This window comes from Methylobacterium sp. J-076 (assembly GCF_022829405.1).
Classification (GTDB): domain Bacteria; phylum Pseudomonadota; class Alphaproteobacteria; order Rhizobiales; family Beijerinckiaceae; genus Methylobacterium.
Genome location: NZ_JAKSXW010000146.1, coordinates 110,397 through 132,814 on the forward strand (window position 1 = coordinate 110,397; position 22,418 = coordinate 132,814).

Annotated in this window: 18 protein-coding genes and 1 pseudogene; 9 read left to right on the plus strand and 10 right to left on the minus strand. The window is 73.0% G+C overall.

Annotated elements, in window-relative coordinates; translation table 11 throughout:
* Positions 1–110: 110 nt before the first annotated feature.
* Positions 111–713, minus strand: a pseudogene (locus MKK53_RS21565) (spermidine synthase); the annotation flags it as partial.
* 210 nt (positions 714–923) lie between these two features.
* Between MKK53_RS21565 and MKK53_RS21570 the strand changes: the two are divergent.
* Positions 924–1,175, plus strand: coding sequence for a hypothetical protein (locus MKK53_RS21570; RefSeq protein WP_243930815.1), 252 nt, complete (start codon positions 924–926; stop codon positions 1,173–1,175).
* A gap of 144 nt (positions 1,176–1,319) precedes the next feature.
* Here MKK53_RS21570 and MKK53_RS21575 read toward each other — a convergent pair whose 3' ends face one another.
* Positions 1,320–3,083 (minus strand): SLC13 family permease, encoded by a 1,764-nt coding sequence (locus MKK53_RS21575; RefSeq protein ID WP_243930816.1) that lies wholly within the window; start codon positions 3,081–3,083, stop codon positions 1,320–1,322.
* Between the two features lie 140 nt (positions 3,084–3,223).
* Here MKK53_RS21575 and MKK53_RS21580 point away from each other — a divergent pair, with 140 nt between their 5' ends.
* Positions 3,224–3,796 carry a hypothetical protein gene (locus MKK53_RS21580; protein ID WP_243930817.1) on the plus strand — a complete coding sequence of 191 codons (573 nt, stop codon included), beginning with the start codon at positions 3,224–3,226 and terminating at the stop codon, positions 3,794–3,796.
* Here MKK53_RS21580 and MKK53_RS21585 read toward each other — a convergent pair whose 3' ends face one another.
* From MKK53_RS21585 to MKK53_RS21605, 5 genes are all read right to left on the minus strand, one after another.
* Entirely contained in the window at positions 3,797–4,246 is a 450-nt protein-coding gene (locus MKK53_RS21585; RefSeq protein ID WP_243930818.1) for a CBS domain-containing protein, read from the minus strand.
* Positions 4,247–4,321: 75 nt separating this feature from the next.
* Entirely contained in the window at positions 4,322–6,172 is a 1,851-nt protein-coding gene (locus MKK53_RS21590) for an ABC transporter ATP-binding protein (RefSeq protein ID WP_243930819.1), read from the minus strand.
* 268 nt (positions 6,173–6,440) lie between these two features.
* Positions 6,441–7,373 carry an ABC transporter permease gene (locus MKK53_RS21595; RefSeq protein WP_243930820.1) on the minus strand — a complete coding sequence of 311 codons (933 nt, stop codon included), beginning with the start codon at positions 7,371–7,373 and terminating at the stop codon, positions 6,441–6,443.
* Entirely contained in the window at positions 7,339–8,298 is a 960-nt protein-coding gene (locus MKK53_RS21600; protein ID WP_243930821.1) for an ABC transporter permease, read from the minus strand. Before MKK53_RS21600 ends, MKK53_RS21595 begins: the two co-directional genes overlap by 35 nt.
* Before the next feature lie 16 nt (positions 8,299–8,314).
* A complete protein-coding gene (locus MKK53_RS21605) occupies positions 8,315–10,105 on the minus strand; it encodes a peptide ABC transporter substrate-binding protein (protein ID WP_243930861.1) in 1,791 nt (596 codons plus the stop codon).
* A gap of 177 nt (positions 10,106–10,282) precedes the next feature.
* On the opposite strand from MKK53_RS21605, the gene MKK53_RS21610 reads away from it, so the two are divergent.
* Complete coding sequence (locus MKK53_RS21610; protein WP_243930822.1) at positions 10,283–11,701, plus strand: M20 family metallopeptidase; 1,419 nt, start codon at positions 10,283–10,285, stop codon at positions 11,699–11,701.
* Positions 11,702–11,714: 13 nt separating this feature from the next.
* On the opposite strand, the gene nhaA is transcribed toward MKK53_RS21610, so the two are convergent.
* The 3 genes from nhaA to MKK53_RS21625 all read right to left on the minus strand — a co-directional run bounded on the left by nhaA (position 11,715) and on the right by MKK53_RS21625 (position 16,032).
* Positions 11,715–12,902 carry a Na+/H+ antiporter NhaA gene (gene nhaA / locus MKK53_RS21615; protein WP_243930823.1) on the minus strand — a complete coding sequence of 396 codons (1,188 nt, stop codon included), beginning with the start codon at positions 12,900–12,902 and terminating at the stop codon, positions 11,715–11,717.
* 92 nt (positions 12,903–12,994) lie between these two features.
* A complete protein-coding gene (locus MKK53_RS21620) occupies positions 12,995–14,710 on the minus strand; it encodes an alpha/beta fold hydrolase (protein WP_409564391.1) in 1,716 nt (571 codons plus the stop codon).
* Entirely contained in the window at positions 14,707–16,032 is a 1,326-nt protein-coding gene (locus tag MKK53_RS21625) for an O-antigen ligase family protein (protein ID WP_243930825.1), read from the minus strand. The genes MKK53_RS21620 and MKK53_RS21625 overlap by 4 nt, the downstream gene beginning before the upstream one ends.
* A gap of 375 nt (positions 16,033–16,407) precedes the next feature.
* On the opposite strand from MKK53_RS21625, the gene MKK53_RS21630 reads away from it, so the two are divergent.
* Genes MKK53_RS21630 through MKK53_RS21655 form a run of 6 tightly spaced genes read left to right on the plus strand, consistent with a single transcriptional unit; the run spans position 16,408 to position 22,416 of the window.
* On the plus strand, positions 16,408–17,403 hold the full coding sequence (locus MKK53_RS21630) for a glycosyltransferase (RefSeq protein WP_243930826.1): 996 nt from the start codon (positions 16,408–16,410) through the stop codon (positions 17,401–17,403).
* Positions 17,390–18,520, plus strand: coding sequence for an endo-1,4-beta-xylanase (locus MKK53_RS21635; protein WP_243930827.1), 1,131 nt, complete (start codon positions 17,390–17,392; stop codon positions 18,518–18,520). Before MKK53_RS21630 ends, MKK53_RS21635 begins: the two co-directional genes overlap by 14 nt.
* Positions 18,520–19,314, plus strand: coding sequence for a polysaccharide deacetylase family protein (locus MKK53_RS21640; protein WP_243930862.1), 795 nt, complete (start codon positions 18,520–18,522; stop codon positions 19,312–19,314). Before MKK53_RS21635 ends, MKK53_RS21640 begins: the two co-directional genes overlap by 1 nt.
* Positions 19,311–20,252 (plus strand): glycosyltransferase family 2 protein, encoded by a 942-nt coding sequence (locus MKK53_RS21645; RefSeq protein ID WP_243930828.1) that lies wholly within the window; start codon positions 19,311–19,313, stop codon positions 20,250–20,252. Before MKK53_RS21640 ends, MKK53_RS21645 begins: the two co-directional genes overlap by 4 nt.
* Entirely contained in the window at positions 20,249–21,445 is a 1,197-nt protein-coding gene (locus MKK53_RS21650) for a GNAT family N-acetyltransferase (protein ID WP_243930829.1), read from the plus strand. The genes MKK53_RS21645 and MKK53_RS21650 overlap by 4 nt, the downstream gene beginning before the upstream one ends.
* On the plus strand, positions 21,442–22,416 hold the full coding sequence (locus tag MKK53_RS21655) for an NAD-dependent epimerase/dehydratase family protein (RefSeq protein WP_243930830.1): 975 nt from the start codon (positions 21,442–21,444) through the stop codon (positions 22,414–22,416). Before MKK53_RS21650 ends, MKK53_RS21655 begins: the two co-directional genes overlap by 4 nt.
* The last annotated feature ends 2 nt before the right edge of the window (positions 22,417–22,418 follow it).

Sequence of the window (22,418 nt, forward strand, 5' to 3'; positions counted from 1 at the left end):
AGCGCGACGGACCGGTTCATGCGGGGCGTGCGCCCGGTGGCCCGGCCTTGAGCACCCGCGCGGTCCTCCCGCCGGGTCACGTCGCCGAGGAAGGGGCCCGGGGCGCCGATTCGGGTCGCGATCCAGACCACGTGCCGCGGCCCGCTGTGGCCGCTGGCGGGGGTCCGCACCTCCTCGACGGCGAAGCCGAATCGCTTGAGCCGGGCCTTGAACCGCCGGTCCGGACTGTCCGACCAGACGCCGAGCACGCCGCCCGGCGTCAGGGCCCGGTGGGCGTGGGCGAGGCCCTGGCCGGTGTAGAGCGCGTCGTTCTCCCGCCGCACGAACCCTTCCGGCCCGTTGTCGACGTCGAGGAGGATCGCGTCCCACGTGTCCGGTTCGGACCCGATGAGGGCGCCGACATCGGTCTCTCGCAGCGCCACACGGGGATCGTCCAGGCACCCGGCGAACACGTCGGCCAACGGCCCCCTGGCCCAGCGCACCACGGAGGGGATCAGTTCGGCCACCACCACCTCCGCGTCCGGGCCGAGGCGGGCGAGCGCGGCGCGCAGGGTGAACCCCATGCCCAGGCCGCCGATCAGGATGCGGGGGGCAGGCCGGGGCGCGAGGCGCGCGCAGGCGAGGGCCGCCAGCGTCTCCTCCGAGGCGCCGCGGGTGTTGTTCATCAGCTCGATCGTGCCGACGACGATGGCGAATTCCCGCCCGCGCTGCATCAGGCGCAGGGCCGCACCGCCGCCTGGGATCGCGGCGGTGTCGAGGTGGATCCAGGAGATGGCGGGCCTCCTTCGATGGTCCGGCCCGCCGGCTCCGGCCGGTGCGCGGGCGGGGGATGCGCCCCGTGAGTAGACCTGCCCCGGCGCAAACGGGACAGGCTAAGCGCCGCAGAGGGTGTCGCGCGGGCCGCGAAGTCGATATCAGCGCGCATGGCCAAGCGCATCAAATCCCCACCCAAGCTGCAGGGCTCCGTCCTGTTCGACGTCGTCTACGAGGATGGCAGCCGCGCCTCGAACCGCCGCGTGCCCGTCGAGATCCTCGGCGGGCTGGATGGCGACGAGCCCGCCCGGGCCCTCATCGCCTCCCAGGACGAGGAGATCGCCGCCAAGAGCGGACGCCCCGCACGGCAGATCGCGAGCGTGAGCCGCTCGCCGGCCGTGGCCCCCAAGGTCGACGCCTGATCCGCACTCCGTCCGGATCGCCTCCTGCGGGCGTCCCGGCGGATTCGCGCCATCCTCTTCCCCGGCCCCTCACGCCGGAACCGGACCGTTCGCGGGGGGAGCACGCCGCCGCTGACGGTCCCGGCCCGAGCGCCTCGTGCGGCCTCACGCCGGGTGAAGCGGCCAGAACAGGGCGATGAGCGGCACGCCCAGGGTCAGCACGAGGATCGACATCGGCAGGCCGAGCCGGGCGTAATCGCCGAAGCGGTATCCCCCCGGCCCCATCACCAGCGTGTTGCACTGGTGGCCGATCGGCGTGAGGAAATCGCAGGCCGCACCCAGGGCGACCGCCATGAGGAACGGATCGGCGTTCAGGCCGAGCCGCTCGGCGAGCCGGGCCGCGATCGGCCCCATCACCAGCACCGTCGCGGCATTGTTCAGGAACGGCGTCACCGCCATGGCCAGGACCAGGGTCGAGGCGAGCGCCGAGGTGGGCGACAGGTTCTGGACGGCCCGGGTCAGCCACCCCGCGATCAGGTCGGCCCCGCCCGTGGTGTTGATCGCCTCCGAGATCGGGATCAGGGCGCCGAGCAGGATGAGGACCGGCCATTCCACGGCGCCGTAGGCCTCGTGGGGCGTCATGCTGCGCAGGAGCAGGATCGCCACCACCGCCCCGAAGAAGGCCACCGCCACCGGGATGACATGGGCCGCCACCAGCCCCATCGCGCCGATCAGCACGAGGACGGGCCACCAGCTCCGGTCGTTGCGGCCGAGCGCGATGGCCCGGGAGGCGAGCGGGAGCACCCGCAGGGTCCCCAGGGTCTCGGGGAGGGCCGCGGCCGGGCCGCGCATCACCACGACGTCGCCGGCCCGGAACCGGGTGGCGGCGAGCCGCCCCTCGATGCGCCGGCCCCGGCGGCTCACCGCCAGGACGTCGAGGGCATGGCGCCCCTGCAGGTCGAGCTGGGACGGCGTATGGCCGACGAGGTCCGATTCCGCGGTGACGACCCCCTCCACCACGGCGGCGTCCCCGCCGGTCTCTCGGCCGGCGAGCTCCAGGCCCGCGCGGACGACGAAGCGTTCGAGGTCCCCCGGCTCGCCGCGCAACAGGAGGATGTCGTCCCCGGCGAGGCGGAAATCCGCCGTCGCCGGGTAGCGCCGGAAGCGCTCGCGGACGACGGTGGCGATCCGCACGCCGCCCTCGTCCAGGGCCTCCGCCTCCCCGATGGTCCGGCCGGCCACGGGGCTGCCCGCGGGCAGCCGCGCCTCCGTGGTGTAGCTCTCCAGGGTGAAGGCGGCGTCCAGGGCGGCCGCGGCCCGGCGGTCGCGCGGCAGCAGGCGCCAGCCCAGCGACAGGAACACGAACCCCGCCATTGCGATCGACAGCCCCACCGGGGTGTAGTCGAACATGCCGAACGGCTTGCCCACGAGATCGACCCTGATCTTGGAGACGATCACGTTGGGTGAGGTGCCCACCAGCGTGACGAGGCCGCCGATGAGCGAGGCGAAGGCCATCGGCATCAGCAGGGAGGACGGGGCGGTGCCCGTCCTGCGCGCGAGCTGCAGGGCGATCGGCATGAAGATGGCCAGCGCGCCGACGTTCTTCGTCACCATCGACAGCATCAGCACCCCGCCGACGAGAGCGGGGACCTGCGTCCGCGCCGTCCGCAGGTGCGGCATCACCGGGCGCATCAGGGTCTCGACGGCGCCCGAGCGGGCGATGGCCGCGGACAGGACGAGGGCGCAGCCGACGATGACGACGACGTCGTCCGAGAAGCCGGAGAACGCCTTGTCGGCCGGCACGAGACCGAGCCCGATCCCGGCCGCGAGGGCGGTCAGGGCGACGAGGTCGTAGGGCAGGCGCCCCCAGACGAACGCCGTGATCGTGGCGCCGAGCAGGCCGAAGGCGAGCCCCTGGTCGAAAGTCATCCGGTGATCCACGCGGTGCGGCGGCCGTATCGTGCCGCCCCGCCGCAGCTATCGGAAGCCTCCCCGCCGCGATAGACCGGCCCGGGGCGGGAGACCGCGGCGGGAGCGCACGCCGCCGTCCCTGTGGCGGAGCTGTCAGAATGTCCGGTGTCCTCGACCGCCTTCGGGGCCTGATCGCCGAGCCGGCGCCCGCGCCCGAGGCCGCCGGAGGCGCGCCGTCCCACGAACCCGGCACGCGCCGGGACCGGGAGGCGACGCCGGCCGAGCGCCAGATCGCCGAGGCGATCGCCCAGAAGATGCTGCACGGCTGGCTGCAGAACCGGCACCAGACCCTGATGCCGCTCAGCGTGAACCTCGCCCTGCTCACGCCCGAGGCGCGGGGCCGGATCGCCCGCTTCGCCGCCCTCACCGCCACGGCGGGGCCGGGCGACGGGGCCGCGGCGCGCCTTCGTTCCTGGATCGCGGCGACGGGGGGCGATGCCGACACCCTCGCGGCCTACGAGGCGGCCCTCCTCCGGCCCCCCGCCCTCGGCCCGACCCTCGCCGGGGTCGGATCGCCCGATTGTGCCGGCCTCGCCTACGTGCTCGCGCTCGTCGCCGCGCAGGAGGACGGGGGGGACGGGGCGGGCTACGCCTTCGCGCGGTACGTGGCCGAGCGGGTGGGGCTCCCCACCGCCGCCCGGCGGAGCGCGGAGCGCCGCTACGGCCGCTGATCAGGCCGGTTCTTCGGTGAGGGCGCGCAGGGCGGCCTGGACCGGCGGCTCGTCCACCAGCAGGCGGCGCGACAGGTCCGCGAGGGTGAGCCAGCCGACCACGGTGCCGTCTTCGCCGGTGACGGCGAGGCGCCGCACGTAGTTGGCGGCCATCAGGTCCATGGCCGTGCGCAGCGTATCGGTCGGGCGGCAGGCGACGACCGGGCGGGACATCAGCTCGCGCACGCTCACCCCGGCCGGGTCGCGCCCCCGGGCCACGAGGCGGTAGAGGATGTCGCGGTCGGTGACGACGCCTTCGAGCCGCTCGGGCGTGCCGACGGGGAGCGCGCCGACCTCGATGTCGCCCATCAGCGTGGCGGCCTCCTGCGCCGTGGCGTCGGCCGCGATGAATTCGACGTCCGTCGCCATGACGTCGGACACCCGGGATGCCGTCTTGCCCGCATTCGCCATTCGGTCCCTCCCGGTCGTGCGACCGGCACCGGGTTACCTCCGCCGGTCGCCGGGCGATAGCGTGCCGCCCCGGATTCAGGCCGCCGCCACCTCCGGCGCGGCCTCGCCCCAGTCGGCGCCCCATTCCTGCACGATGTGGCCGGGCGAGACCTCCCGGTGGAGCCGTTCCGGCGGCACGTAGTCCGGGGCGCGGATCGGGCTGCGGATCTCGGTATCCGCCAGGGCGTGCCGCGCCCGGCGCCGGGCCGGGTCGGGCACCGGGACGGCGGCCAGCAGCTTCTTCGTGTAGGGGTGCTGCGGGTTCCCGAAGACGGCGGCGCGGGGGCCGATCTCCACGATCTCGCCGAGATACATCACGGCGACGCGGTGGCTCACCCGCTCCACCACCGCCATGTCGTGCGAGATGAACAGGTAGGCGAGGCCCATCTCGGCCTGGAGGTCGAGCATCAGGTTCACCACCTGCGCCTTCACCGAGACGTCGAGCGCCGAGACCGCCTCGTCGGCGACGATCAGCCGGGGGCGTAGCGCCAGGGCGCGGGCGATGCAGATGCGCTGGCGCTGGCCGCCGGAGAACTCGTGCGGGAAGCGCCCGGCCGTCTCGGGCGAGAGACCCACGCGGGTGAGCAGGTCCTCCGCCCGCTGCCGGGCCTCCCGGCGGGAGGCGAGGCGGTTGATGAGCAGCGGCTCGGCCACCGCGGCGCCGACGCTCATGCGCGGATCGAGGCTGGCGAACGGATCCTGGAAGATCATCTGCATCCGCTGGCGGCGGCTGCGCAGGGTCTTGGCGTCGAGCCCCGTGATGTCCTCCCCGTCGAGGAGGACGGAGCCGGAAAGCGGCTCGACGAGGCGCAGGATCGAGCGGCCGGTGGTGGACTTGCCGCAGCCGGATTCCCCCACCAGCGCCAGGGTCTCCCCCGCGGCGAGGCTGAACGAGACCCGCTCCACCGCGTGGCACCGGCCGACGACCCGGCCGAACAGGCCGGCGCGGATCTCGAACCGGGTGGTCAGGTCGCGCACCTCGAGCACCGGGCGCTCGGCGGCCTTCACCGTGTCCGGGGTCTCGGGCGTCGCCTCAGCCGCTCCGGTGGTGCGGTCGATGACCGGGAAGCGCATCGGCCGGGCCCGGCCCGCCATGGCGCCGAGGCGCGGGACGAAGGCCAGCAGCGCGCGGGTGTAGGGCTGCGCCGGCGCGGCGAAGATCCGCGCGGTGGGCCCGGCCTCCACGGCCCGGCCCCGGTACATCACCACCGTGCGGTCGGCGATCTCGGCCACCACCCCCATGTCGTGGGTGATGAACAGGACCGACATGCCTTCCTCGTCCTGAAGGCTCTTGATGAGGTCGAGGATCTGCGCCTGGATCGTCACGTCCAGCGCCGTGGTCGGCTCGTCGGCGATGAGGAGCTTGGGCCGGCAGGCCAGCGCCATGGCGATCATCACCCGCTGGCGCATCCCTCCGGAGAAGCGGTGCGGGTACTCGTGCAGCCGCGAGCGCGCCGCCGGGATCCGCACCTTGTCGAGCAGGCGCACCACCTCCGCCTCGGCCGCCGCCCGCGACAGGCCCCGGTGGCGGATCAGCGCCTCCGCGATCTGGAAACCGACCGTGAGGACCGGGTTCAGGGAGGTCATCGGCTCCTGGAAGATCATGGCGATGGAATCGCCCCGCACCCGGCGCATCTCGGCCTCGGAGGCGGTGAGCAATTCCCGCCCCTCGAAGCGCACGCTGCCGCCGATGCGGCTCGCGTCCCGGGGCAGCAGGCGCAGGACCGACAGGGCGCTGACGCTCTTGCCCGAGCCGGATTCACCCACCAGCGCCACGGTCTCCTTCGGCCCGATGTCGAAGGAGACGCCGTGCACCACCTCCTGCCACCGCCCGTCCGAGCGGAAGGCGGCGGTGAGGTCGCGCACCGAGAGGATCGGGTCCGCCACGGGCATCACTCCTGACTCAACATCGTGTTAAGGCGAGCCGCCCCCTCCCCCCTCTGCGGGGGACGGTGGCCCCCGATGGGGGTCGGGAGAGGGGAGCGACGGTCCAGGAACTGGCACCGGGCGTGTTCCATTCTGAACCGTCTCTCCCCTCTCCCCCCTCCCCCCCTGCTGCGCAGGGTACCCTCCCCCGCAGAGGGGGAAGGGACGCCGTGGTGCCGTCGTCGTCGTTCGCAATGACGGCCGGGGAGAGAGAGACGCTGCGCATCCGCTACAGCACCCGCCGCGGGTCGAGGGCGTCGCGCAGGCCGTCGCCGATGAAGTTGATCGAGAGCACGGTGAGGAAGATCGCCCCGCCGGGGAACAGCGCCCAGTGGGGGGCGACGTCGAGGTGGTCCTTGGCGTCGAACAGCAGCCGGCCCCAGGTGGGGATGTCGGGCGGGAAGCCGAGGCCCAGGAACGAGAGGGTCGATTCGGCGATGATTGCCGCCGAGACCTCGATGGAGGCCGCCACGATCACCGGCCCCAGCGCGTTCGGCAGGATGTGGCGGCGCACGAGGTGGAAGGGGCTAGCCCCCTGCGAGCGGGCGGCCTCCACGAACACCTTCTCGCGCAGGGTCAGGAACTGCGCCCGCACCAGTCGGGCGACGGGCATCCAGCGCAGGCCGCCGATCACCGCCACGATCATCAGGAACACGCCGCCCTGCGTGCCGAACACCGCCTTCAGGCTGTCCCGGAACAGGTAGATGATCAGCAGCAGCAGGGGCAGCTGCGGCAGGGACAGGAACAGGTCGGTCAGCCACATCAGCACCGGGTCGAGCAGCCGGCGCGACATGCCCGCCAGGGCGCCGACGACCACGCCGATCACGCACGCCACCGCCATGGCGGCGAAGCCCACCGCCAGCGAGATCCGCCCGCCGTAGATCATCCGGGCGAGGAGATCCTGGCCGAGGTCGTCGGTGCCGAACGGGTGGTCCCAGGACGGGCCCTGAAGCTGGGCCGCGAAGTCGATGTCGTCGATCGCCACCGGCCAGACGAGGCCGCCGACCAGCACCCCTGCCACCAGCACCGCGAGCACGGCGACGCTGACCAGGGCCAGCCGGTGCCGGCGGAAGCGCCGCCACGTCTCCCGGCCCGGCGAGGCCGGGGCGCGGGCGGGGGGCACCGCCTCAACGGAGGGCGATGCGAGGGTCGAGCCAGCCATAGAGCAGGTCCGCGACGAGGTTGAACAGGATGACGAGGCCGGCGAACACGAAGGTCACGGCCATCACCACCGGCGTGTCGTTGGCGAGCATCGCGTCGATCAGCAGGGAGCCGATGCCGGGGATGCGGAAGATCTGCTCGGTGACGATGGCGCCGCCGAACACCGCCGGGATCTGCAGGGCGACGAGGGTCACCACCGGGATCAGCGCGTTGCGGGCGATGTGCCGGCGGGTCACCGTGCCCTCGGTGAGGCCCTTGGCCCGGGCTGTGGTCACGTAGTCCAGCCGGGCGACGTCCAGCGCCGAGGCGCGGACGTAGCGGGTGTAGGAGGCGGCCTGGAAGAAGCCGAGCACCGCCACCGGCATGATCGCCTGCCGCACGTTCGCCCAGACCCAGGCGAGCCCGCTGCCGGGCAGGTCCGCCTGGTAGACGAAGGGCAGCCAGCCGAGCTTGATCGAGAACAGCAGGATGAACAGCAGGCCGGTGAAGAACGTCGGCAGGGAGAAGCCGACGAAGGCCAGGGTGTTGGCGACCTGATCGGCCAGGGAATAGGGCCGCCGGGCCGCGTAGAGCCCCACCGGCACCGCCACCAGCAGCGCCAGCACCTGCGACGAGCCGACCACGAACAGGGTGGTCGGCAGCCGCTGGAGGATCAGCGCATCGACGTTCACCCGGCTGGCGAAGGAGAAGCCCCAGTCGCCGTGCAGCATGGCCCAGAGCCAGCGCAGGTAGCGGGTGAAGATCGGGTCGTCGAGACCGAACTTGACGCGCAAAGCCGCCCGCACCGAGGGGGGGACGTTCGGGTTCGAGGCCAGCTCGCCGAACGGGTCGCCCGGCGCCATCGCCAGGACGACGAACAGGATGAGGCTGATGCCGAGGAGGCTCGGGACCGCGATCAGCAGCCTGCGCAGGATGTAGGCGCCCACGGCGCGGGGCTCCCGCTCAGGCGTCCCGGCTCCATTCGGGCAGGAAGGAGAGGTCGTTGTCCCAGCCGCTGCGGGGCGCCACGAGCCCGGCGGAGACCCCCGAGACCTCGGCCCGGTGGATCAGCGGCAGGATGTTCTCCGACACCACGAGGTCGTTGGCCTTGATCATCAGGGCGGCGCGCTTCACCGGGTCGAGCTCCGTTTGGGCCGCAGTGTAGAGCGCGTCGTAATCCGGGTTGCGCCAACGGGCGACGTTGCGGCCCTGCCACTTGTTGTCCTTCGTGGCGGCCTCCCGGGAGACGTATTGCAGCATCCAGGTCGCCGGGTCGGCCTGGGACATGCTGAAGGCGTACATCTCCATGTCCGCGTAGAAGTGCGGGAAGGTGTCCGGGTTGGCCGGGTCCGAGGAGAAGAACACCGAGCCGGTGATCGATTTCAGCTCCACCTCGATACCGGCCTTGGCGGCGGCCTGCTTGATGATCGCCTGGGTCTTCTGGCGCGGGGCGTTGATCGAGGTCTGGAACAGCAGCTTCAGGCGCTTGCCGTCCTTGGCGCGGATGCCGTCCGCGCCCTTCTTCCAGCCCGCCTCGTCCAGCAGGGCGTTGGCCTTGGCGGGGTCGAAGGCGAAGCGGGTGTTCTTCGAGACGAAGCGCTCCGGCCCGTTCACCGAGTTGGCGGTGGCCCGGCCGGTGCGGCCGTAGATGTAGTCCTCGATCGACTTGCGGTCGATCAGCAGGTTCAGCGCCTGGCAGATCTTCGGATCGGAGAAGGCGGGGTGCTTCGTCTTGAGGGAGGACTTCTCCCCATCGACCTCGACGTTCGGATCGGTGGTGTTGAGCAGCAGGAATTCGAGCTTGCCGCCGTAGACCACGTCCACCCGGCCCTTGCCGCCGGTCTCCAGGCGTTTCAGCACCTCGTCCTCGACCAGCAGGTTCCAGGCGTAGTCGTATTCGCCGGTCTGGAGCACGGCCCGGGCCGCCGAGACCGCATCGCCGCCGCCCTTCATCTCCAGGGTGTCGAAGGCGGGCCGGTTCGGCAGGTGATAGGCCGGGTTACGCTCGGCGCGGACGATGTCGCCGGGGCGGAACTCCAGGAACCTGTACGGCCCGGTCCCCACCGGGGCGAGGTTCTGCGGCGCCTCGCGGGATTTGGCGCCGGCATAGGGGGCGAAGATGTGCTTCGGGATCACCGTGCCGACGTTGCCGACGAAGGCATCGCTCCAGTACGGCGTCGGCTTGTCGAACAGGACCCGCACGGTCAGGTCATCGACCTTCTCGACCTTGCAATCCTTGTAGCTGCCGGTCGTCACTGCCGCGGTGGCGGGGTCGCGGGCGTATTCCCAGGTGAAGACGAGGTCGTCGGCGGTCAGCGGCTTGCCGTCGTGCCACGTCACGCCGGGCTTGATCCGCCACACCACCGAGCGCCCGTCCGCCGCGAGGCCGCCGTTCTCCTTGGAGGGGATCTCGGCCGCGAGCACCGGCGCGAGGTTGCCGTCCGCGTCCCAGGCGGCCAGGGGCTCGTAGAAGATCCGGCACGCCTCCTGGTCCTTGGTGCCGATGGCGAAGTGCGGGTTGAGGAGCGTCGGCGCCTGCCACCACAGCAGCTTCAGGGCGCCGCCGCCGCCGGCCTTGGTCGGCCTGTAGCCGGCCCGCAGATCGGAGGCCATCGCCACCCCGTTCCCGGCGAGCATCAGCCCGGCCAGGGGAGCGGTGAGGCCCAGAGCCACCATCCGCTGCACGAAGCCGCGCCGGGAGAGGTGGCCGGACTTCACCTGTCCGATGAGGCCGCGCAGATCCCGCTCGTCCATGAAGATCGCCCTGTCCCTAAATGTCGGCGCCATGCGCACAGCAGCATCCCGACGAAGCCCTTGGCAAGGGCTGCGCCAGTGACGCTTCGATCTGAGCGTGTATTTTGCCCGACCGGGTGACGCATCTGCTTGGCCCCGGCCCTGCATCGAGGCGGCGGCAATCCCGGAGAGGACGCGATGGACAACCGCAACGCCGTGTGGCGCCATGTCGATGGGCAGAAGGCGCGGATGATCGCCCTTTCGGAGCGTGTCTGGGGCATGCCCGAGGTCTGCTACACCGAGGCGCGCTCCTGCGCCGAGCACGTCGCCGAGCTGCGCCACCAGGGCTTCCGGGTGAGCGAGGGGGTGGCCGGCATCCCCACGGCGGTGATGGGCGAGGCGGGCGAAGGCGGCCCGGTCATCGCCTTCCTCGGCGAATACGATGCCCTGCCCGGCCTGTCGCAGGAGGCCGGCATCGCCGAACATCGGCCCGTCGAGGCCGGCGGCCCGGGGCATGGCTGCGGCCACAACCTGCTGGGGTCGGCGGCCCTGCTCGCCGCCACCGCCGTGAAGGACTGGCTCGCCGAGACCGGCACGCCCGGCCGGGTGCGCTACTACGGCTGCCCCGCCGAGGAGGGGGGCGCCGCCAAGGCGTTCATGGTGCGGGCGGGCGCCTTCTCCGATGCCGACATCGCCATCTCCTGGCACCCGGCGAGCTTCTGGGAGGTGGCGCCCCCGGTGGCCCTCGCCAACACCCGGGCCGACTTCACCTTCACCGGGCGCACCGCCCACGCGGCGGCCGGTCCGCATCTCGGGCGCTCGGCCCTCGACGCGGTGGAGCTGATGAGCGTCGGCGTGAACTACATGCGCGAGCACATGCCCTCGGATGCGCGGGTCCACTACGCCTACCTCGATGCGGGCGGCATCGCCCCCAACGTCGTCCAGGCCAGCGCGACGGTGCGCTACTCCATCCGCGCCCGCGACCTGCCGGGCATGCTGGCCCTGGTGGAGCGGGTGAGGAAGGTCGCGCAGGGCGCCGCGCTGATGACCGAGACGAGCGTCGCGGTGAGGATCGTCAGCGCGGTCTCGAACCTCGTGGGCAACGGGCCGCTGGAGGAGGCGCTCCACGACGTGATGGAGGAACTCGGTCCGCCGCATTTCGACGAGGCGGATCGGGACTTCGCCCGGGCGATCCGGGCGACGCTCAGCGACGGGGACATCGACGCCGTCTTCCACGCCATCGGCATGCCGCGCACGGACGCGCCGCTCGCCGATTTCCTCGTGCCCCTCGACGCCCCGCGCCACCCGGCGGTGGGCTCCACCGACGTGGGCGACGTGAGCTGGGTGGTGCCGACGGTGCAGGCCCACGCCCCCACCGTGGCGGTGGGCACGCCGTTCCACACGTGGCAGGTGGTGGCGCAGGGGCGGACGCCGGCCGCGCACAAGGCGATGGTCCAGGTCGCCAAGGCGATGGCCGCCACCGGCACCCTGGCCCTCACCGATGCGGGGCTGCGCGAGGCCGCCAGGGCGGATCTCCTCCGCCGCCGGGGCGCCGCCGGCTACGTCTCCCCCCTCCCCCCGGAGGTCGAGCCGCCGCTGCGGATGTCGCTGGCCTGACCGGACGGACGCGTCAGCGCGTCCTGTCCCGCGCCGGGGCGACCAGCAGCACGATCGCCCCCGCCAGGATGCAGGCGACGGAGCCCGCGAGGACGCCGATCTTCGTCTCGGCTTCCAGGGTGGGCGTCGCCGCGAAGGCGAGGAGGCCGATGAACAGGCTCATGGTGAAGCCGACGCCGCACAGGAGCGACACCCCGTAGATCTGCCCCCAGCCGGCATGGGCCGGGCGCGGGGCGAGCCCGCATGTCACGCAGGCCAGGACGGAGCCGAACACGCCGATCTGCTTGCCGAGGAACAGGCCGAGCGCCACGCCGAGGGGGACGGGAGCGAGCAGCATCCGCGGCTCGAACCCGGCGAGCGAGACGCCGGCATTGGCGAACCCGAAGATCGGCAGCACAGCCAGGGCGGTATACGGGTGGATGGCGTGTTCCAGCCTGTGCAGGGGCGAGGTGGGGTCGTCCGGCCGGCCGGCGCTGGGGCGCAGGGGGATGGTGAGGGCGAGAAGCACCCCCGCGATGGTGGCGTGCACACCCGATTTCAGCACGAACAGCCACAGCACCACGCCGAGCAGCAGGTAGGGCCAGAGGCGGACCACCCCGGCCCTGTTCAGCCCGCAGAGCACCGCGAGGGTCGCCGCCGCCCCGACCAGCATCGGCAGGGAGAGGTCGGCGGTGTAGAAGGCGGCGATGATGACCACGGCGCCGAGGTCGTCGAGGATCGCCAGCGCCGTCAGGAACACCTTCAGGGAGACGGGCACCCGGGAGCCGAGGAGCGCCAGCACCCCGAGGGCGAAGGCGATGTCGGTGGCCGCCGGGATCGCCCATCCCCGCAGGGTCCCGGGCGAGGACCAGTTCACCGCGGTGTAGACCAGCGCGGGCACCGTCATGCCCCCCAGCGCCGCCACGCCGGGCAGGATCCGGTCGGGCCATGTCCGCAGGCGCCCGTCCAGCATCTCGCGCTTGATCTCCAGCCCGACGAGCAGGAAGAACACCGCCATCAGGGCGTCGTTGATCCAGTGGAGCACGCTGAGCGGGCCGAGATGGGCCTGGAGGGCGGCGAAGTAGAGGTCCGCCAATCGCGAATTCGCCACGGCCAGGGCGAGGGCGGCGCTCGCCATCAGGACGAGGCCGCCCCCGGCCTCGCTGGTCAGTTGGCGCCGCAGGGCCGAGAGCGGGCGCCGGATGGTGTTCGGTGCATGCATGGAAACGCCCTGCCAGGGAAACGGCGCGGGTTCCACCCGTTTCCGGTCCGGCGCGGGTGCTTCGGCCCCCTGCCGCCGTCCGGGCCGGCGGGTCAGCCCTGGGCGCCCCCCGCCGCGGCCTTCGTCTCGCGCACCAGATCGAGGACGATGCCCCTGAGCCGGTCCTGGGCCCCGTCGGTGCTGAGGTTGTGGTCGGTGCCGTCGAGGATCGTCAGGGGGCGGCCGAGCCGGCGGACGATCTTGGCCGGGGAGCGGCCGAGACGGGCGTAGGCGTCCGGGATGCCGACGTCTCCGGCGCTGTAGACCATCACGAGGCTCCGCCCGCCCCGGCGCAGGGCCGCGATGCGCCCGGCCACGGTGCGGGCGCGGGCGGAGGGCGATTGCACCAGGGGCTTCAGGGCCGAAGCCGCCCGGGCGAGGCCCGCGCCGAGGAGGTGGCGGGCGATGGCCGCGATGCGGATCTCGCCCCGGAGCAGCCGGCCCCAGGCCGCCTTCCGTTTCAAGAGCGAGGCGTAGCTCGCCGGGCTGCGGAACTGCCGCCGCATGATCGCATCCAGGTCATCCGCCTCGTCCCAGTCGAACTTGTAGAGGTTGACGAGGATCGCCCCCCGGATCCGCGCGTCGGCGCAGGCCGCGTGGAAGGCGAGGTAGGCGCCGCTGCACGTGCCGAGGGCGATCACCCCGTTTCGCGCATCGACGGCGTCGAGGACGGCGCGGACCTCTTCGACCGTGTCGTGGACGTAGAGCGGATAGCGCCCGTCCGGCCGGTCCTCGCTCTCGCCGACGCCCCGCAGGTCCCAGCGGAACGAGGCGATGCCGGAGGCGCTGAGCGCGCGGGCCATGTCGGTCGTCTGCCGCCCGTAGCCCGAGCGGATGTTCACGCCGGAATTGATGAAGACCACCGTCGGCGCTCCGGGATCGGGGCGCAGCGGGGTGCAGGCGATCCCGGTGGCATGGGGGAGGCGCACCGTCGTCTCCCGCCACGTCCCGCCGACGATGGCCGCATTCCGGTCGCGCGGGCGCGGCGCCGCCCGGCGGGCCGGGGCGTCCTCCGCGCAGAACGCGACGATCGTGGCGAAGGCGCGGACCGGGATCTCGGCGCCGTAGGGGTTGGCGAGGAACTGGCTGAGCCCCGGAAACTCCCCCCTCGCCACGGCGCTGCCCCGCGCCTCGTACCGGTCGGCGAGGCCGGCGGCGTCGGCTCCGAGGAGCAGGAGCCGGCCCGGCGGCGGGCCCGCCGCCGCGGTCTTCGCGAGGTTCATGCGGCCGAGATCCGCGACGAGGTCCGGCGGCAGGCGGTGGCCGCCGATCACCGGGGCCGCCGGATCCTGGGGGATGGGCGTGCCGTCGGGCAGGGTATCCCCCGTCTGCGACCACAGGGTCATGGCCCGCAGGTAGGAGCGGCCGGAGGAAAACGGCGCGAGCAGCACCAGCCCCTCGGCCTCGCCCTCCCCGGCGAGCGCCGCGAGCGTCCCGCCGAACCTGAGGCCGACGAGGTAGACCTCCGCCGCACCGTCCCGCTCGCGCAGGAACCGCACCGCGCGCCGGATCGCCTCGACGAGCCCGTTGAGCCGGCCCGCGGCCGCGTCGGCCGAATCGCCCTCGCCGGGATAGTCGAAGCGCAGGGTCGAGAGCCCGGCGGCGTTCAGCTTCAGCGCGAGGTCCCGCCAGCCGCGATAGGTGGCGACGTTCTCGAAGCCCAGGGCGGCGCAGAGGACCACCGCCCGGCCCGAGCGGCCGGGGCTGTACCAGCCGAACAGCCCGTCGAACGCGACGGGTTCGGCGGTGCCTGTCTCCACGACGCTCATCGGGCCGGCCCCCGTCCGAATTGGCCGCCCGGCCTGTCCCCCGCCCGGAAGCCGAGGCGGATCGGCACCGTGTGCAGCATCGGCGGGCACGCGCAGGCGAGGAAGGCCAGCGCCCACTGGAACAGGTGGATGTCCGGCTGCGGCAGGGACGATTCGTCGTAATTGTAGAAGAGGATGGTCGCCAGGATCGTGAGGGCCCACCAGCCCTCCGCCAGCCGGTCCCGGCCGATGGCCTTGACCGCGCGGACCACCGTGAGGGCCGCGATCCAGCCGAGGATCCCGAGGCCGAGGACGCCGATCTGCATGATGGTGTCGAGGTACCCGCTATGGGCGCTCGGCGATTTCCAGCCGATCTCGTACCAGATGTCGCCGACCATGTGCGTGTCCGGCAGCCAGAAGGCCGAATAGCCGTAGCCGAGGAGCGGCCAGCCCTGGCCCGCCTGCACCACGGCGCGCCAGATCTGGACGCGCCCGGTCAGGGTCTCGTTCTTGCCGAGCGCCCCGTAGACCGCCTTCGGGTCCATGGTCATCACGAGGGCCAGGGAGAGGATCAGCACCGTGAGGAGGATGATCCCGTAGATCGAGGCGGCCGTGCCGCGCATCCACAGCAGGGCGTAGACCGTGCTGGTGACGATCATCAGGAACAGCAGCAGCGCCGTGGTCGACTGCGCCAGACGGATGACGGCGGCGGCCATGACCAGGGTCGCGATGTCGGAGCCGACGACCCGGCGGCGCTTCAGGACGACGTACATCAGCGCCAGGGTGCCCACGACCATGGCGTCGCCGAGCGTGTTCTTCTGGGTGAAGATCCCCCGGATCGCGGTGGCATACTCGCCGAGGTCGAAGGCCGAGTGCGGGACGACCACGGCCGCCGCGAGGCTGGCTCCGGCGGCGATCCAGGTGACGAGGACGTGCACCCGGCAGAAGGCCACCGTCCCGAGCACGGTCTGGGCGTAGACCGCCAGGGCCAGCAGGCTCATCAGCGAGAGGGAGCGGCGCAGGCTGGCATCGGGCGCCTGCGACCACAGGCTGGAGCCCGCCGCCAGCGCCAGCAGGACGAGGAACGGCACCAGGGCGGGCAGCGCCCGGGTCTGCAGCCCCCGGTAATGCACCGCGAGCCAGACCAGCGTCCCGAGGACGGCCGCCTGGATCGGCGTGTTGAGCATGCTCGACTTGGTGGCGATGTCCTCCATGTCGCTGTTGGTGCCGAAATTCGCCCCGAGCAGCACCAGGATCGCGACCCCGACGATCGTCAGCTGCCACAGGCCGATCGGACGGAACGGCGTCCGGCTCGCCGGTCTCGCGATGGCGGCTGATGGCATGACGGACTGCATCCGGACGGCTTCGGACAAGATCGGCGGTTCCGCGAGAGGGACGTTCGGGCGGGTCTCATCAATCCCCATGATCCCGCATTTCCATTCGATGATCTTTAACCATAAAGCTTTCGTGGCAAATCGGCCACCAGACCATCAGGAAGCTGGCTCCGAATAGAGAGGATCAGCCTCCGCCGCGTCAAGGGTCCGGGTCCGAATGGCGATGGTATACGCAATCGTTGTTGTGGCTTGCGGTCATTACTGAGAGACCGGCGCGATTTTTGTGTTAAAATACCGCTGCTTTCTACAGACGGCGGTGGACAAAGGGTGCCGGGCTCGGCTTTGTCCATCCGTCTCCGTCACGGATGGGAGAGGTCCGGCATCATGGCGCAGATGGACACGGGGGGGCCGGTCGGTCCCCGCGGCGGCGAACGACGCTACGTCGTCATCGCCCCGAGCCGCGACGAGGCGGGAACCCTGAGGACCACCCTCGACAGCCTGCTGCGGCAGACGATTCCCCCCGCCAAGCTGGTCTTCGTCGATGACGGCTCCACCGACGAGACGCAGGCGATCCTGGAGAGCTACCGGGGGCGCATGCCCTACCTCGAGGTCATCACGCGGGTGGACCGCGGGGTCCGCAAGGTCGGGCCGGGGGTGATCGAGGCGTTCAACGAGGGGCTGGCCTCGGTGGACCTCTCGGAGTTCGAGTTCCTCTGCAAGCTCGACATGGATCTCGACCTGCCGGACGGCTACTTCGAGGGGCTGATCCGGCACATGGATGCCGACCCGGTCCTGGCGACCTGCAGCGGCAAGCCGTATTTCCGCGAGGGCGGCACGGGCCAGCTCGTGAGCGAGCACATCGCCGACGAGTTCGCGGTGGGGATGACGAAGTTCTACCGGGTCTCGGCGTGGCGGACGATCGGCGGCTTCCCGATCTCCATCGGCTGGGACGGGATCGACTGCCATCTCTGTCGGATGCACGGCCTGCGGGCGACGAGCTTCCCCGACCCCGATCTGCAGTTCATCCACCTGCGGCCCATGGGCTCCAGCCACATCAGCCTGTGGCACGGGCGCAAGCGCCATGGCCTGGGCGCCTGGGTGATGGGGACGCCGCCCCTCTTCATGCTGGCGGCGACGGTGTACCGGCTCAACAAGCGCCCGCGCGTCGTCGGCGCCGTGGCGATGCTGCTCGGCTATCTCCAGGCGTGGCGCGGCGGCGTGAAGCGCTACGACGTGCCCGGCTACCTCGCCTTCGTGCGCTCCTATCAGCACCTCGCCCTCGCGATGGGCCGGGGGCGCGCGGCGGAGCACATGCGCCTTCGGGCCGTCCGGCGGCGGGGCGGGCCGTCCATCGGCGGGGCCGTGCATGGCACCCGTTGACCGGCGGGCCGTTCTGGCGGGCGCCGTCGCCGCGACGCTGGCGCCCCGGCCCGCTCCGGCGGCGGGCGCCTGCCCCGCCGCCCCGGTGCGCCCGAGCCTCGCGACCCTGGCGTCGCAGCGGGGCATCCTGTTCGGCATGGGCCTGACCGCCTCGGCGTTGCAGCAGCTGCCGCGCCTGAGGGCGGTGGCGCTCGCCGAATCCGGGATGCTCGTCCCCGGCATCGAGCTGAAATGGGCCCAGGTCGAGCCGCAGCCCGGCCGGTTCGACTTCGCCCCCGCCGACCGGATCCTCGACGAGGCGCGGCAGGCCGGCCTGAAGGCGCGGGGCCACGCCCTGCTCTGGCACGAGGCGCTGCCCGCCGAGGTGGCACAGACCCGCTCGCCCGCCGCCATGGCGGCCCTCGTCCGGACGCATATCCGCACCGTCTGCGCCCGCTATGCGGGGCTGCTCCATTCCTGGGACGTGGTGAACGAGGCCATCGAGCCCGGCCCCGACAGGCCGCAGGGCCTGCGCCGCACCCCGTTCTTCGAGGCCCTGGGCGAGGGCTACATCGACCGGGCCTTCGCCCTCGCCGCCGAGGCCGACGCGTCGGCGATCCTCACCCTCAACGAGTACGACCTCGAACTCGACACGCCCTGGCATGCGAGCCGCCGGGCCGCGATGCTCGAACTCCTGAACCGCCTCGTCCGCCGGAATGTCCCGGTCCGGGCGCTCGGCATCCAGGGGCACCTCGCCCCCGGCCGGCCCGGCGTGCTGAAGCCGGAGATCTTCGCCGCCTTCCTGCGCGACGTGGCGAGCCTCGGGCTCACCATCTTCATCACCGAGTTCGACGTGGTGGACCGCGACCTGCCGGCCCCGGTCCCGCAGCGCGACGCCGCCGCCGCCCAGGCCGCCCGGGACTACCTCGCCGTCGCGCTCGCGGAGCCCGCCGTGACGGCCCTCGTCACCTGGGGCGTGAGCGACGCCGACAACTGGGTGGACGGCAACGACCAGTTCCGGCGGCGCGACGGCCTGCCGGCCCGGCCGAACCCCTACGACGACGCCTACTGCCCGAAGCCCCTGCGCGGGGCCATCGCCGACGCCCTGCGCGCGGCGCCCGACCGGAGGGTGCGGTGATGGACGTGCGCGGGCCGGAGGGTGCCCTGGCCAGGGCCGGGGCGCGGGTGGGGCGTGTGACCGGGCGGGCGCTGGCCCGGCGGCTGGGGCGCCGGCCCGCCCGGTTGCCGGAGGGCTTTCCGCCCACCGTCTCCTTCACCTTCGACGACTTTCCCGAATCCGCCTTCGCCAACGCCCTGCCGGTCCTGCGGCGGGCGAACGCCCCGGCGACGTGGTACGTCTCCTGCGGTCTCCTGGGCGCACAGAGCCCGGTCGGCGTGATCGCCGGGCCCGAGCGGGTCGTGGCGCTGCACGAGGCCGGGCACGAGATCGGCGACCACACCTTCGGCCATCTCGACGCCCGGGCCGTCTCGGCCGCGCGGTACGGTTCCGACCTCGCCGCCAACCAGGACTCCCTCGCCCGCCTCGTGCCGGGCCTGCGCCCGGCCTCCTTCGCCTATCCCTACGGGCAGGTGACCCTCGGCGCGAAGCGGGCCGCCAGCGCCCGCATCCCGGCCTGCCGGGGCACCGAGGCGGGCATCGCTCGCGGCACCTTCGACCTCGCCATGCTGCCCGCCACCGCCCTCTACGACCGCGCGATGACCCGAGCGGGCGTCGAGGCCCTGGTCGCCGACGTCGCCCGGCGCGGCGGCTGGCTGATCTTCTACACCCACGATGTCGCCCCCTCGCCCTCGCCCTGGGGCTGCTCGCCGTCCCTGTTCGAGGCGAGCGTCGCCGCCGCCCTCGCCGCGGGCCTGCGGCTGGCGACGGTGGCCGCGGTGTCCGGCGAGATCCGAGGGAGGGCATCCGCATGAGCGCGCCGGGTCGGACGACCGTCAGCGTCGTGATCTGCACCTACGAGCGGCCGGAGATGCTGGCCCGCGCCATCCGCACGGCCCGGGTGCAGGACCTGCCCCCCGGCGTCGAGGCCGAGATCGCCATCGTGGACAACGCCCCCGGCGGCAGCGCCCGGGAGACGGTGGAGGCCATCGCGCGGGAGCCCGGCATGGTGGTGCGCTACCTCGCCCATCCGGTGCCCAACATCAGCCACGCGCGCAATCGCGGAGTCGCGGGGACGGCGGGCGACCTCGTCGTCTTCCTCGACGACGACGAATGGTGCGAGCCGGGCTGGCTCGCCGCCCTGGTCGAGACGGCGCGCGCCACGGGGGCCGACGTGGTGTTCGGCGCGGTCGTCCCCGACTTCGTGGACGGGCCGCCGGCCTGGGATCCGATCGGGCGTCCGCACCAGCGCCTCCTCGCCGCGCCGACCGGCACGGCGATGGGGATCAGGCACGATTCCGCGGCCAGCGGGCGCTGGATCGGCACCGGCAATTCGCTCCTGCGCCGGGCGACCTGCCTCGCCGAGGACGCACCGTTCGACCCGGCCCTCGGCCGGTCGGGCGGCGAGGATTACGACCTGTTCGTGCGCCTCTCCCGCCGGGGGCGCCGGATGGTCTGGTGCGCCGAGGCCGTCGTCCACGAGGTCGTGCCGGCGGATCGGGCGAGCTTCGCCTACATGCTCCGGCGCAACTGGCGCGGGGGCCAGCAATGGGCGGTGATCGCCGTCCGGCAGGCGAAGCGGCCCGCCGTCACCGCCCTCTCCGTCACCCTCCGGGCCCTGGCGCAGCTCGGGCTCGTGACGCTCCAGCGCCTCGTCGCCCGCGACCCCGCGATCCTGGCGCGACGCCGGCTGAAGGTCGCCCAGGTCGCGGGCAAGCTGTTCTGGTGGACCATGCCGCGGGGGCATCGATGACCGGCGCCCTCACCGTCACCCTGCACCGCGACGCCGCCGCGGCCTTCGCCGGGCTGAACCCCACGGCCATGGCCGGCTACGCGTTCCAGACGCAGGCCTGGCTCGGCTGTTACGCGGAGACGATCGGCCGGGCCGCGGGCGAGGAGCCCCTGCTCCTCGTGGTGGCCGAGGACGGGGTGGCGCGCATGCTCGTGCCGCTCGCCCTCTCCAAACGCGGCCTCGTCCGCACCGTCGCCTTCCTGGGCGGGCGGGTGACCGACTACAACGCGCCGCTGGCGGACCCCGCCTTCGCGGCACGGTTGGCCGGCCCCGCCATGGAGGGGCTGTGGCACGCGATCCGCGCGGCGCTGCCGCCGCACGACGTCCTGCACCTCACCCGCATGCCGGCGACCCTCGATCCTCCGGCGGGCGTCGCCGGCCCGGTCCCGAACCCCTTCGCCCGGCTGCCCGGAGCCCGGCCCGCGGGGCAGGCCCAGGGGCTCTCGCTCACCGGGAGCTACGAGACGGTCTGCGCCTCGTTCAAGACCAGCTTCAACGCCCGCCAGCGGCGCAGCTGGCGCAAGCTGCGGGACCGGGGCACCGTCGCCTTCACCGTGGCCGAGACGCCGGACGCGATGGAGCCGGTCCTGAGCGCCCTGCGGTCGATGAAGTCGCGGCGCTGGCTGGAGACCGGAAACCCGGACGCCTTCGCCGACCCCGCCTTCCGCGCCTTCTACGACCGGATCGCCCTGGCGACCCTGCCGGAGGGCCGCGTCCACGGCGACCTGATGCGCATCGATGACGTGCCCATCGCGGCCCATCTCGGCCTCGTGCACCGCGGCCGGTTCTACTACCTGATGCTCGGCTGGGAGGCCGGGGAGTGGCGCGCCTTCGCCACCGGCCGGCTGATGCTCGACGCCATGCTGCGCTGGACCTGCGAGCAGGGCCTGACCACCTTCGATTTCACCGTCGGCGACGAGCCCTACAAGCAGGATTGGGTCGATACCGACCTGCCCCTCTTCGCCTACGAGGCCGCCGCCTCCGCGCGGGGCTGGGCCACCCTCTCGGCTGAGGCGGCCCGGCGCGGCCTGCGCCGCCGCGCCAAGCGGATCGTTTGGCTGCGCAACGCCATCCGCCGGCTCAACGGCCGGCAGCCCCTCGCACCACCGGCCGCCCCGCGCGAGCGCCCCACGGCCCCGGAGACCCCGCGTTGACCCCCGTTCTCGTCCTCGGCGCCTCCGGCTTCGTCGGCCGCCGCCTCGTCGCCGCCCTCGCCGCCGAGCCGGATTTCCGGCCCATCGCCCTCGCCCGGCGGCCCTCGCCGGGGGCCGCGCCCGGCGTCGAGACCCGGCAAGCCGACGCCACCGACCCGGCGGCCCTGGCGCAGGCCCTCCAAGGGGTCGCCATGGCGGTGAACTGCATCGCCGGGGGCGAGGATGCGATGGTCGGCGCCACGCGCCATCTCTGCGACGCCGCCCCGGCGGCGGGCGTCAGGCGCCTCGTCCATCTCAGCAGCATGGCGGTCTACGGCCCGGCCACCGGCACCGTCGATGAGACGCGGCCCATGGACCCCTCGCTCGGCGCCTACGCTCGGGCGAAGGTCGAGGGCGAGCGCATCGTGGCGGCGGCCGCGGCTGCGGGGACTGTCGAGGCGGTGATCCTGCGGCCGGGATGCGTGCACGGGGCGGGCAGCCCGCAATGGACCGAGCGGATGGGGCGCCTGCTCCGGCAGCACCGGCTCGGGGATCTCGGGGCGGCCGGCGACGGAACCTGCAACCTGACCTACGTGGACGACCTGATCGCGGCGATCGTCGCGGGCCTGCGGCGCGAGCGGGCGGCGGGCGAGGCCTACAACGTCTCGGACCCGGAGCCGCAGAGCTGGAACGCCTACCTCCTCGGCCTCGGCCGGGCGATCGGCGCCGTGCCGGTGACGCGGATCTCGCCCCGGTGGCTGAAGATCGAGACCAAGCTCATCGCCCCGGCCGTCACCGTGGCGCAGCGGGCCGCTTCGCGCCTCGGCCCGGCGATCCGTCTGCCGGCCTGCGTGCCGCCCTCCCTGGCGCGGACCTTCGCCCAGGAGATCGTCCTCGATCACCGCCGGGCGAGCGCGGAGCTGGGGTTCCGCCGCACCCCTCCGGAGACGGCCCTGGCCGCCGCCGCGGCGTGGCTGCGCACGCGGGCGTAAGG

Excerpts from the sequence above, each read along its gene's own strand:
- MKK53_RS21635 (WP_243930827.1), top strand. The coding sequence starts at position 17,390 with ATGGCACCCGTTGACCGGCGGGCCGTTCTGGCGGGCGCCGTCGCCGCG.
- nhaA (WP_243930823.1), bottom strand. The coding sequence starts at position 12,902 with ATGCATGCACCGAACACCATCCGGCGCCCGCTCTCGGCCCTGCGGCGC.
- MKK53_RS21605 (WP_243930861.1), bottom strand. The coding sequence starts at position 10,105 with ATGGACGAGCGGGATCTGCGCGGCCTCATCGGACAGGTGAAGTCCGGC.
- MKK53_RS21630 (WP_243930826.1), top strand. The coding sequence starts at position 16,408 with ATGGCGCAGATGGACACGGGGGGGCCGGTCGGTCCCCGCGGCGGCGAA.
- MKK53_RS21575 (WP_243930816.1), bottom strand. The coding sequence starts at position 3,083 with ATGACTTTCGACCAGGGGCTCGCCTTCGGCCTGCTCGGCGCCACGATC.
- MKK53_RS21645 (WP_243930828.1), top strand. The coding sequence starts at position 19,311 with ATGAGCGCGCCGGGTCGGACGACCGTCAGCGTCGTGATCTGCACCTAC.
- MKK53_RS21625 (WP_243930825.1), bottom strand. The coding sequence starts at position 16,032 with ATGCCATCAGCCGCCATCGCGAGACCGGCGAGCCGGACGCCGTTCCGT.
- MKK53_RS21595 (WP_243930820.1), bottom strand. The coding sequence starts at position 7,373 with ATGGCTGGCTCGACCCTCGCATCGCCCTCCGTTGAGGCGGTGCCCCCC.
- MKK53_RS21585 (WP_243930818.1), bottom strand. The coding sequence starts at position 4,246 with ATGGCGAATGCGGGCAAGACGGCATCCCGGGTGTCCGACGTCATGGCG.
- MKK53_RS21640 (WP_243930862.1), top strand. The coding sequence starts at position 18,520 with ATGGACGTGCGCGGGCCGGAGGGTGCCCTGGCCAGGGCCGGGGCGCGG.
- MKK53_RS21570 (WP_243930815.1), top strand. The coding sequence starts at position 924 with ATGGCCAAGCGCATCAAATCCCCACCCAAGCTGCAGGGCTCCGTCCTG.
- MKK53_RS21580 (WP_243930817.1), top strand. The coding sequence starts at position 3,224 with ATGTCCGGTGTCCTCGACCGCCTTCGGGGCCTGATCGCCGAGCCGGCG.
- MKK53_RS21610 (WP_243930822.1), top strand. The coding sequence starts at position 10,283 with ATGGACAACCGCAACGCCGTGTGGCGCCATGTCGATGGGCAGAAGGCG.
- MKK53_RS21650 (WP_243930829.1), top strand. The coding sequence starts at position 20,249 with ATGACCGGCGCCCTCACCGTCACCCTGCACCGCGACGCCGCCGCGGCC.
- MKK53_RS21620 (WP_409564391.1), bottom strand. The coding sequence starts at position 14,710 with ATGAGCGTCGTGGAGACAGGCACCGCCGAACCCGTCGCGTTCGACGGG.